The 11,149-nt window shown below is 65.9% G+C and carries 10 protein-coding genes; all 10 read right to left on the bottom strand.

All coding sequences use genetic code 11. The features are described 5' to 3' along the window. Positions 1 to 67 precede the first annotated feature (67 nt). Positions 68 to 904: an HhH-GPD family protein gene (locus ON45_RS13670; protein WP_040494550.1), complete on the bottom strand. Its 837-nt coding sequence runs from the start codon at positions 902 to 904 to the stop codon at positions 68 to 70. 25 nt (positions 905 to 929) lie between these two features. Next, a complete protein-coding gene (locus ON45_RS13665) occupies positions 930 to 1,445 on the bottom strand; it encodes a MaoC family dehydratase (protein WP_040494549.1) in 516 nt (171 codons plus the stop codon). A 54-nt stretch (positions 1,446 to 1,499) separates the two neighbouring features. After that, positions 1,500 to 2,777 (bottom strand): lysylphosphatidylglycerol synthase transmembrane domain-containing protein, encoded by a 1,278-nt coding sequence (locus ON45_RS13660; RefSeq protein ID WP_148288688.1) that lies wholly within the window; start codon positions 2,775 to 2,777, stop codon positions 1,500 to 1,502. 55 nt (positions 2,778 to 2,832) lie between these two features. Further along, a complete protein-coding gene (locus tag ON45_RS13655) occupies positions 2,833 to 3,831 on the bottom strand; it encodes a serine hydrolase domain-containing protein (RefSeq protein WP_051063053.1) in 999 nt (332 codons plus the stop codon). A gap of 25 nt (positions 3,832 to 3,856) precedes the next feature. After that, the gene (locus ON45_RS13650) at positions 3,857 to 4,960 is read right to left on the bottom strand and encodes an ArsA family ATPase (protein WP_040494547.1); all 1,104 of its coding nucleotides are present in this window, start codon (positions 4,958 to 4,960) and stop codon (positions 3,857 to 3,859) included. Beyond that, the gene (locus tag ON45_RS13645; protein WP_148288687.1) at positions 4,953 to 5,900 is read right to left on the bottom strand and encodes an ArsA family ATPase; all 948 of its coding nucleotides are present in this window, start codon (positions 5,898 to 5,900) and stop codon (positions 4,953 to 4,955) included. The genes ON45_RS13650 and ON45_RS13645 overlap by 8 nt, the downstream gene beginning before the upstream one ends. 129 nt (positions 5,901 to 6,029) lie before the next feature. Beyond that, positions 6,030 to 6,989: a ribonucleotide-diphosphate reductase subunit beta gene (locus ON45_RS13640; RefSeq protein WP_051063054.1), complete on the bottom strand. Its 960-nt coding sequence runs from the start codon at positions 6,987 to 6,989 to the stop codon at positions 6,030 to 6,032. A 140-nt stretch (positions 6,990 to 7,129) separates the two neighbouring features. After that, the gene (locus tag ON45_RS13635; protein ID WP_051063052.1) at positions 7,130 to 9,721 is read right to left on the bottom strand and encodes a ribonucleoside-diphosphate reductase subunit alpha; all 2,592 of its coding nucleotides are present in this window, start codon (positions 9,719 to 9,721) and stop codon (positions 7,130 to 7,132) included. Positions 9,722 to 10,027: 306 nt separating this feature from the next. Further along, on the bottom strand, positions 10,028 to 10,372 hold the full coding sequence (locus ON45_RS13630; RefSeq protein WP_148288686.1) for a hypothetical protein: 345 nt from the start codon (positions 10,370 to 10,372) through the stop codon (positions 10,028 to 10,030). A 139-nt stretch (positions 10,373 to 10,511) separates the two neighbouring features. After that, positions 10,512 to 11,149 (bottom strand): LOG family protein (locus ON45_RS13625; RefSeq protein WP_306301655.1); only part of this gene is annotated, 638 nt, incomplete at its 5' end.

Below are 11,149 nucleotides of genomic sequence, written 5' to 3'. Positions count from 1 at the left end.
CCCCTCTCCGGTGAGATGTGAGACCACCCGTCCACCCGAACTCTCACCGCAGCCAGTCGCAGGGCTGTCACCGCGGGAGGAGCAGCTGGTCTCCGTCGCGTTCGATCAGTCCGTCACGGACGAGGCTGTCCACGATCGCGGCGTCGAAGGCGTCGGCTGCGCACGGAGCGCCCGACAGCGCCGCCAGCACCTTGCCGCGGCGTTGCCGGTCGCTGCCCTCGAACGGTGCCTGCGCCACGCTGACCCCTGCCGAGCCGACGGCCGGATCCGGACCGGGGTGCCCGGCGACCGCCCAGGCACAGGTCGACGACAGCGGACACTCGTCGCACGTCGGGCGCGGTCGACACAGCACGGCACCGAGGTCCATCAGCACCTGGTTCCACGTCCAACCCTCTCCCACGGGAACGAGCTCGTCGGCCGCAGCCTGCGCCCGTCTCGGTGTCAGCCGCTCCCCCGCCGTGCGGGCGAGGATCCGCGCGATGTTGGTGTCCACGACTCCGACGTCGCGCTCGAACGCGAACGCCAGAACGGCCCGTGCCGTGTACGGGCCGATCCCCGGCAACGCGAGCAACGCGTCGAGCGAGTCGGGAAGTCGACCGCGGTTCGTCGACACCACCTCGACGGCAGTGGCATGAAGGTTCTTGGCTCTGCGTGGATAGCCGAGGCCCTGCCACAGCCGGAGCACGTCACCGAGTGAGGCATCGGCACACGCTGACGGTGTCGGGAACGCCGCCAGGAACGCCGTCCACTTCGGGATCACGCGGTCGACCCTCGTCTGCTGGAGCATCACTTCCGAGACCAGCACCTTCCACGGATCTCGCGTCCGGCGCCACGGAAACTCGCGCATCCGGGGCACACCCCACGCGAGCACCTGGCCCGGGTCGATCGGCGGCTCCCGTGTCATCTGGGGTCCGACCCCAGATGAGACATCAGTCGGCCCAGACGTCGACGCCGTCGTAGGGGCGAGCCCGCGTCGGCGCGGCGTTCTTCTTCCAGATCAGCACCTTGCGCTTGAAGTAGCACACTTCCTTGCCGTCCTGGTTGAAGCCCTTCGTCTCGACGGTGACGATTCCTCGGTCGGGCTTCGACTTCGATTCCTTCACCTCGAGCACCCGTGTCTCGGCATGGATCGTGTCACCATGGAACGTCGGGAACTTGTGCTGCAAGGTCTCGACTTCGAGGTTGGCGATCGCTGCGCCCGACACGTCGGGCACGCTCATCCCGAGCACGAGTGAGTACACGAGGTTGCCGACCACGACGTTGCGACCCTGCACCGACTCGGCGGCGAACCAATCGTTGGTGTGCAGCGGGTGATGGTTCATCGTGATCATGCAGAAGAGATGATCGTCGTACTCGGTGATCGTCTTGCCGGGCCAGTGACGCAGCACGTCGCCGGGAGTGAAGTCTTCGAGGTACCGGCCGAATGGACGCTCATGGGTGGTCATCTCGGGCAAGGTATCGGCCGTGCTGGAGGCCGAGCCAATTTCTGCGCGGATCGCTCAGGCTGATTCTGGTTCGTCCGCGGGATCGTCGTCATCGGGGTGCCCGTCCTGATCGAGGTCGACGGGCGTCGGTCCGGACACCTCCCGCCGTCCGAAGCGCAGCGCGAAGTCGATCTTCGACTCACCGGACTGGCTCCCCGTGCGCGCGAGTTCGCGTAGGCGTGCGAGTCGGTCACGCTTCTCGATCTTCCACGGGCCGACCCGCAGACTGAGGTACGACAGTCCGCCGATGAGGATCGGGAAGAAGAACTGGGCGAGTCGATACGAGGCGATGCCCAGTCGCGCATTGCTGCTGCTCAGCCCGAAACCGACGAGGGTCGACAGGTACGCGAGGTCCACGTACCCGAGCCCACCCGGCGTGATCGGTACCGCGGCGAGGAGGTTCGCCAGACCGAACGACACGATCAACGCGTCGAACTCGAGGCTGCCGCCGAACGCGCGCAGGAACACCCAGAGCGATGCGGCGTCGACCAGCCAGTTCAGCATCGCGAACATCACGACCCTCCTGAGCAGCCTCCGGTCGCTGATCAGATCGTCGAGACGCACACCGATCTGGCGGATCGCGGCCGCCATCTTGTCCGGATCGGAACGCAGCTTCCCGGCCACCCACCGAGCGATCCGCTCCGACCGCTTCTGGCCCTCCATGATTCCGATCGCGAGTGCGGCGGCGATCCCGATCACGATGATCCCGGCGAGGGCGGCACCTCCGTAGTACGGGTTGACACCGCGGCGCGGGACCGACACGACCAGTCCGATCCAGAAGATGAGGTTCAACACGACAGCGGATCCGATTCCCGCGGTCGCCAGCGCGAAGCCGGCATCGGCGCCGCGTACTCCGGACAGTGTCAGGAGCCGATAGCCGAGTGCCGACCCCGCAGCGTTGCCGCCCGGCACGACGTTCGTCAGCGCGCGTGTGCTCAGCTGGATCCGGAACATGCGCGTCGCGGTCAGCTTCTTCCCCGCTTCCCCGAGCGCCGCCTTGGTCAACATCGAATAGAAGAACAGCGCGAGCAGTTGCAGTCCGAATCCGAGTGCGATCAAGAACGGATTCAGCCGGGTCAACTCGTCGGCGGCATTGATCAGGTCGGGCAGCAGCCCGATCGCGAAGTACATCACCAGCGCGAAGAGCAGCATCCGGATGCCGAACCGGATCGGTCGGATCCTGGGCTTCACGTCCGGCGTCGGGCGCGGGATCACCGGGAGATCGCCGGTCCGGATCGCGTCGCGTTCCATCTCGAACGTCGCGTCGAGATCCTCGTGTGCCGGGTCGGTCACCACCACTTCCTAGCAAGCTGATCCGCCCGATCCTGGGCATTCCAGCCGAGCGAGATCAGAGCAGTTCGGCGAGCCGAGCGAGGTACATCTGCAGGCCGCGGCTGTGGGCGATGTCGGTCTTGCCGAGATGCACCAGGACGAGGCCCCGATCCGGGAGCACGACGATGAACTGGCCCTCGTACCCGTGGCAGGCGAAGCTGCCGGGAAACGCAGGCCACAGCCAGAAGTGGCGCCCGTAATCGAGGCCCGAGTCGGGGTCGTGGGCCGTCTTCGTACGGGCGTGCTCGCTCCAGCCGGCCGGCAGGATCCGCTCCCCCGCGCCGCGTTCGGTCACCCCGTCGTGCAGGTAGAGCTCGCCGAAGCGGGCGAAGTCACGAGCGCTGGCGTAAATGTACGACGAGCCGACGACGTCGCCCGCATCGTCGTACCTCGGCTCTGCGCTCGTCATCCCCGCTGGCTCGAACAGTCGTGTCCGGAGGAAGTCGCCGACGCCGCGCCGGCGCTGTTCGGGATCGCCGCCGGGGCCGCCGCTCACGATGTCGCCGATGATCCGCGCGACGATGTTCGTGGTTCCCGACGAGTAGTTGAACGCCGTGCCGGGATCGTGGTCGAGTGGGAGCATCGCGGCGTAGTGCCCGAAGCTCGAGTCGGTGCCGCCGAACAGCATCTCGATGCAGTGCGACGTCTCGCCGTCGACGTAGTCCTCCTCGAAGCGTAGTCCCGACCGCATCTCGAGCAGTTGGAGGAGCGTGATGCCCTCCTTGTCGGTGCCGGCCCACTCGGGGACGGGCGCCGGCGCGTCCACGTCGACGCGTCCGTCCCCGACGAGGATCCCGACCGCTGCATGGGTGATCGACTTCGCCATGCTCCACGACGTCAACCGCGTCGACGCGGTGATCTGCTGTTCCGGCTCGAAGTCGTTGGCCGGTCGCGTGCCGTACCGTTGGGCGAGCACCTCTCCGCCGCGAACCGCGACGAACGCAAGCGACGTTCCCTCGTCGGGCGAACGGGTGAAGAGCTGGTCGAGAACCTCGTTCGCCGTCGGCTTCGTCATCGGAGCGACACTACGACGCGCCGGGTCAGGTGAGACGTTCGGCGAGGTCGACGAGTCCCGGAACGTCGTGGATGTCGACCGGGAGGAGCGGGAGTTCGATCACCGGAGCGTCGCCTGCGAGCCGCTCGACCTCGACCAATTCTTCGCGCTCCGCCGTCGCCAACGTCGACAGTTCGCGGTGCCATTCGACCTGATCGGCGAGCGGACCCGGATCGAGGTCTGCGAGCAACCGCTCGTCGGCATCGCTCAACGGTTCCGGAAGCGGGTGGATCAGGTTGACGACCAGCCCGCCGAGCGGGAACTTCTTGTCGGCGATCGCGTCGAGCAGATGCTCGGCCTCGCCAACGGCCTCCGCCCGAGGACTCGTGACGACGACGAACGCCGTGTCCTCGCCTCGCAACAGCACGGACACCTGCTTCGCCCGGTGACGCAATCCGCCCTCGATGTTCGCGAGCGATCGGAAGAACTCGAGGGTGTCCTCGACGATCTGCGGACCGGCGAGTCGCTTCACGGCCCACAGGAACATCGAGGTTGCGGCATCGGTGATCTTGGCGAACGTGCGCTGCCCGACCGTCAACGCCCGGTACACCGGGTGGCCGAGGAAGCCCACGAGACGATCCGGGGCTTCGAGCAGGTCGATCGCGTGCCGTGACGGCGGCGTGTCGACGATCACGAGATCCCATTCACCGCTCACGTGGAGCTGGTGCAGCCGCTCGATCGCCATGTACTCCTGCGCACCCGACAGGGACCCGGAGATCGCCTGGTAGACGGGGTTGTTCAAGACCGTTTCGGCCTGCTTCCGCGAGCCCGACTGCTCGCGGACGAGACGGTCGAACGTCTTCTCGGCATCGAGCATCAGTGCCCAGAGTTCGCCACCCTCGGCTGTTGATCCGATGTCGTCGACTCGATGAGGCTCGTCCGATGCGGCGCCGTCGTCGAGTCCGAGCGCATCGGCGAGACGACGAGCCGGATCGACGGTGACGACGACCGTTCGTCGGCCGGCCTGCGCCGCCGCAACTCCCAAGGCTGCTGCCGTCGTGGTCTTGCCGACGCCGCCAGGACCGCACGTGAGCAGGAGTTCCGACTCCTCGATCACTCGCTGGAGGGAATGGGGATCGAGCTCATTCATCGTCGGGCACCAGTGCGTCGGCGAGGATCGCCAGGTCGTCGGGCGACAGGCGAGGCGTCGCGAGTCGGGGCAACGTGATGATCGGCTCGTCGCGAGCTTCGGTCAGTCGTTCGATCTGCTCGCGTTGCTGAGCGAGCCTGCTCCGTCCGAAGTCGGCGGCCGATTCGAGCGCCGACTTCGCGGAATCGGACAACTTCAGCTTGTGTGAGCGCGCCGCCATCGCGGGCGACTTGTCGAGACCCGATCGGTCGGGCCAGCACGCGTTCACGACGAGCGGCAACAGACCGAGGCCGAGGTCATCTCCGAGATCGGTCGCCAATTCCATGAGTTCCGTGATCGGTGTCTCCTCCGGAAGTGCGACGAGCAGCGCCTTGCACCGCTGCGGATCGGCGAGCATCTCCGCGACCTCCTCGGCCTGTTCGAGCACCGGCCCGGACTTCACGACATCGGAGAGTCCGGACGCCGAGCGGATGAACGGTGTGGCGTGTCCCGCAGGTGGCGCGTCGACCACGATGAGGTCCGCGACGCCTTCCTTCTCGAGCTCCTTGATCTTGCCGAGCACCAGGAGGTGTTCGAGGCCGGGTGTCGCGGCAGCGATCATCGGGAGTGACGCCGACGACGCGGCGCGACGCAACAGCCCGCCGACCCCCTTCAGCTCCAGGTAGTCGCCGAACGCCTGGTCCGCGGGAATGCTGCGGGCACGGATCCGACCGCCACCGTCGACGCGCTGCATGGTCTGTTCACGGTCGGAGATCTCGCGACCGCCGAGCAAGGCTCCCATGCCGGGACGCCCGTCGACCGCGATGAACAGGACATCGGCACCGTCCCGGGCGGCAGCGACGGCCGCGGCAGCAGCCACGGTCGAGGAACCGACTCCGCCCTTGCCGGCGACGATCATCACGTGGGCACTCGTCAACCACTGCGTGTCCACCGTGTTCACCGCCTCCACGGTATCCGCCGAGCCGCACACCACGCCTGCGTCGGTCCGAGTGTTTCCGTCCGTTCAGGTGTTTGCCTTCCGGGACGGACGCAAACACCCGAATCGGACGTGGTGTGGAGACGCGTCAGGTCAGAAGTCTTCGTCGAAGCTGACGTCGCCGGTGATGCCGGTCTGGTAACTCGACACGGTGCGCTCGAAGAAGTTGGAGAGTCCCTGCACGTCCTGCAGTTCCATGAAACTGAACGGGTTCTTCGATCCGAACTCGCTGGCGTAGCCAAGCAGGTGCAGCCGGGTGTCGGCGACGTACTGCAGGTACTCGCGGGTGTCCTTCAGGCTCATGCCGGGAACGCCCTCGCCGAGCACGTCGGCGGCGAACATGTGCTCGCAATCGACCGCGTCGCGCATCATCGCCCGGATGTCGGACTCCATCTGGGCATCGAACAGTTCGGGCTCTTCCTTGCGGATGGTCTCGACGACCTCGAGTGCGAAGTTCATGTGGCACGACTCGTCACGGAACACCCAGTTGGTGCCGTCGGCGAGACCGTTCAACAGGCCCTTCGAGCGCAGGAAGTAGACGTACGCGAACGCCGCGAAGAAGAACAGGCCCTCGATGCAGGTGGCGAAACAGATCAGGTTCATCACGAAACGACGACGCTCGTCCTGCGTGGTGATCTGGTCGAGATGGTGGACCGAGTCCATCCAACGGAAGCAGAACTCGGCCTTGGCCTTGATCGACGGGATGTTCTCGACCGCCGCGAACGCTGCCTCGCGCTCGGCCATGTCGGGGATGTAGTTGTCGAGCAGCGTCAAGTAGAACTGGACGTGGAGCGCCTCTTCGTAGAGCTGGCGTGACAGGTACATCCGCGCTTCGGGAGCGTTGATGTGCTGGTACAGGTTGAGCACCAGGTTGTTCGCCACGATCGAGTCACCGGTCGCGAAGAACGCCACGAGGCGTGACACGAGGTGCTTCTCGGCGGGCATGAGCTTGCGGTCGAGGTCGACGAGGTCGTCGGAGAAGTCGATCTCGTCCACCGTCCAGGTGTTCTTGATCGCGTCCTTGTACATGTCGAAGAACTGCGGGTACCGCATCGGGCGCAGCGTGAGGTCGAAGCCGGGATCGAGAATGTGCTTGGGCCGCGCATCGCCCACCGGGGCGGTGTTCGGATCGACCTCCGGAACCGCGGTCGGATCGGTCGCCTCGTCGTCGTAGATCGGGTCGATGAGCGCCATCAGTCGCACGCCTCGCAGCTCTCGGGGTTCTCCAACGAGCAGGCGAGCGCCTCTTCATCGGTGAACGTCTTGGTGGGTGTCTGCGCGTCGGCCACTTCGGTCGCGACGGAGCCGCCACCATCGGGGGTCGGCGCGGCGCCGCCCGACGTCGTCGACTTGTTGATCTTCGTCGCCGCACGACTGCGGAGGTAATAGGTGGTCTTCAACCCTTGCTTCCACGCATGGAGGTACATCGACGACAGCTTGCCGATCGTCGGGGTCTCCATGAACAGGTTGAGCGACTGACTCTGGTCGATGAACGCACCGCGCTCGGCGGCCATGTCGATCAGCTGGCGCTGCGGGACCTCCCACGCGGTGCGGAACACCTGCTGCAGTTCCTCGGGGATCCGATCGATGCCCTGGATCGAGCCCTCGGCCTGCTTGATCTCGGCGATCATCCGCTCGTCCCACAGCCCGCGGTTCTGCAGCTCGCGCACGAGGTAGCGGTTGATCTGCATGAACTCGCCCGACAGCGTCTCGCGCTTGAACAGATTCGACACCTGCGGCTCGATGCACTCGTAGCAGCCGGCGATCGATGCGATCGTCGCGGTGGGAGCGATCGCGATCAGCAGGCTGTTGCGCAGACCGTGCTCGGTGATCCGGGCCCGCAATGCGTCCCAGTCGAGTTCGGCCGGCGGCGTGACGGTGTCACCCTCCGGAGTGGTCCAGAGGTCGAACTGCAGGTCGCCGTTCGCGGCGCGGGTGCCGTCGAACGCATCGTGTGCGCCGTACTGCTCGGCGAGTTCGGTCGACGCCCACAGTGCGTGGAAGTAGATGTGTGCGCTGATCCGACGGCTGAGGTCCTTGGCGTCGGGTGAATCGAACGCGAGACCCTGCTTGAAGAACACGTCCTGCAGACCCATCAGGCCGAGGCCGACCGGACGCCACTTCTCGTTGGAGAACTTGGCTTCCGGAGTCGGGTAGAAGTTGATGTCGATCACCCGGTCGAGGAACGGGACGACCTGACGCACGACGCGGCCGAGGCGAGCGAAGTCGAACTCCTTCGGGTCGTGCCCGGCCGTGCCGACGTACGAACCGAGGTTGAGCGAACCGAGGTTGCACACCGCGGTGTTGTCCTGGTCGGTGACCTCGAGGATCTCCGTGCACAGGTTGGAGAGGTGCACGACGCGCGGCGTGCCGTCGTCGTTGGTCGCACCGGTCTGGTTGCACTTCTCGTTCGACGAGTCCTTGAACGTGACCCAGCCGTTGCCGGTCTGCGCGAGGGTGCGCATCATCTTGCTGTACAGCTGGCGGGCCGGAACCTGCTTCTCGTACAGGCCCTGCTCCTCGGCCTCGAGGAACGCGCTCTCGAACTCCTTGCCGTACAGATCGGTGAGGTGGGGCACCTTCTTCGGGTCGAACAGCGACCACTGCCAGTCCTTCTCGACGCGTTCCATGAACAGGTCGGGGATCCAGTTCGCGATGTTCAGGTTGTGCGTGCGCCGGGCGTGGTCACCGGTGTTGTCACGAAGTTCGAGGAAGTCCTCGATGTCGGCGTGCCACGACTCGAGGTACACACACGCCGCGCCCTTGCGACGACCGCCCTGGTTGACGGCGGCGACCGACGAGTCGAGCGTGCGCAACCACGGGACGATGCCGTTGGAGAGACCGTTGGTGCCGGTGATCAGGCTGCCCTTGGCACGGACCCGGTGCCAGGCGACACCGATGCCGCCGGCGAACTTCGACAGCTTCGCGATGTCGGTGTAGCGCTTGTAGATGCCCTCGAGGCTGTCCTCGGGCGAGTCGAGCAGGTAGCAGCTCGACATCTGGCTGTGGGTGGTGCCGGAGTTGAACAGCGTCGGGCTCGACGGAAGGTACGCGAGCGACGACATCAGGTCGTAGAACTTGACCGCTTCATCGACGGCTGCCTGACCGTCCTGCTCGGTGGCGGTGGTGGTCGACAGGCCGCATGCGACGCGGAGGAAGAAGTACTGCGGTGTCTCGATCACGTCACGACGCTCGGGGTGGCGCAGCAGGTAGCGGTCGTACACGGTGCGCAGACCGAAGAACTCGAAGGAGCGGTCACGATCGGAGTTGATCGCCGCGTTCAACTCGGGAGCGTTGGCCTCGACGAAGTCGTACACCTCCTGGCTCACGATCCCCTGCTCGTAGCCAACCTTCACCGACTCGGAGAACCACGGGATGTTCTGGTTGCGGACTTCCTTGTCGATGATCGTGGCGAGCAGCCGGGACGCGAGCTTGGAGTAGTTCGGCTCCTCCACGATCAGACCGGCGGCGGTCCGAATCGAGAGTTCGTCGAGTTCGCGGGTGGTCGCTCCGTCGGCGAGTGCGGAGATGGTGCGGGTCGCGACACGCATCGGGTCGACGCCGAGCAGTCCTTCCGATGCGCGGGCGATCGCGTTGACGATCTTGTTCAGATCGACCGGTTCGACCGCGCCGTTGCGCTTGGTGACGCGCATTCCCGTCTGGGTGGCGTCGGCGGTGATGTCCCGCATGGTTTCACTCATCGTCGAGGTGTCCGTCAACGTGGTCTCGCGGGCGGTGGCCGTGCTGCCGGATTCGGGGTCTGACTCGGTGTCGAGCAGTGTCATGATCGCTCCATCTCTCTTCGTTTCTGATCGTTCGTGGGTCGGTTGGCGTCGGTTCGTTCCGGGTTGTTCATCGGGACTGTTCGCCCCGGTTCGGTGGCGCCGGTTGTGCGTTTCGGGTGAGCGATGAAGCAGTGTCGGAACGATGCTCCAACCACTACATCTGGTGTCCGTCGGTGGTCTTCCCCCTCGACAACCACCACATCTCGTGTGGTGACGGACGAGTAATTACAGCAGCGTCATTCGCCGCGCGCAAGCCTTTCGTCCAGAAATCGAGCGAGAAATCCGACGTTGACGCGAAGCCGCAGGTCAGCGCATCGCGCCACTCGGACACGGTCGGAAATCGAGGGCGACCTCGGCCTCCAGACGGAGTCGACGCCACACTCGACCCGGCGTGGGACCGATCACGGCGAGCACCTGGACGCGACCGTCGGGGGCCGTCCGCTCGGCTTCACCTCGCCAATGCGTCTCGACCCCCTCGAGCGCACCCTCGATGTCTCGAAAGTGGTTCTCGCGGTAGTCGAGCGTCGTCCGCCATCCGTCGGCCTCGAGCGCGATGCGGTCCGTGTGATCCGACACGCCGTGGCGGCGCGATCGACCGCGGCGCCGCTGCAGGATGGGGTCGGTCCGCCGGGGACGAGTCGGGTTCGTCATGGCTCCATCATCAACGCCGGGGCCTGTGAGGTGCCAGAGGGCGAACCGTGTGAATTTCTGCCGATTTCGTGTGGAGACCCTTGTGGACAACGGGTGGAGAACTGTGGACGAATCGTCGTCCGCCGCGCCTGACGTTCGGTCAGCCCACCCATTTCGGGGTGAACGCCGCCGCCGGTCGCGTCGCCAGATCGACCGCGTCGACCGCATTCGTCGCCCGTCCTGCCAAGCCGGCGTGGTCCGGCTTCATGAAGCCCGCCCGGGCAGCGTTGCGCACGAAATCGAGCAGTGGCGCATAGAAACCATCGACGTCGAGGAAGACCACGGGAGTCGACACGAGGCCCAATTGGTTCCAGGTCAGGATCTCGAACACCTCGTCGTAGGTTCCGAAGCCACCCGGCAGGACGACGACGCCCTCGGCCATCGACGCCATCCGAGCCTTGCGGGCGTGCATCGTCGACTCGATCACGAGTTCGTCGAGGCCGTCGTGCGCCACTTCGAGCGCGTGCAGTTGTTCGGTGATCACCCCGACGACCTCACCGCCGGCACGCATGGTGGCATCGGCGACGATGCCCATCAAGCCGACGCTTCCGCCTCCGTACACGAGGCGATGCCCCGAGGTGCCGATCTCCGTGCCCAGTTCGTCGGCCGCGTCGCGAAACGCGGGTGCCGTCCCCGAGCTCGACCCACAGAAGACCACCACGTTCGCCATCCGCCGATGTTCGCAGACTCCCTCCCGTTCCGGGGTTCTCGTGAACTGTTCCGGCGCTCCGTGCGCGA

Source organism: Ilumatobacter nonamiensis YM16-303 (assembly GCF_000350145.1).
GTDB lineage: Bacteria > Actinomycetota > Acidimicrobiia > Acidimicrobiales > Ilumatobacteraceae > Ilumatobacter_A > Ilumatobacter_A nonamiensis.
This window is presented reverse-complemented; position numbering and strand designations above follow the sequence as displayed.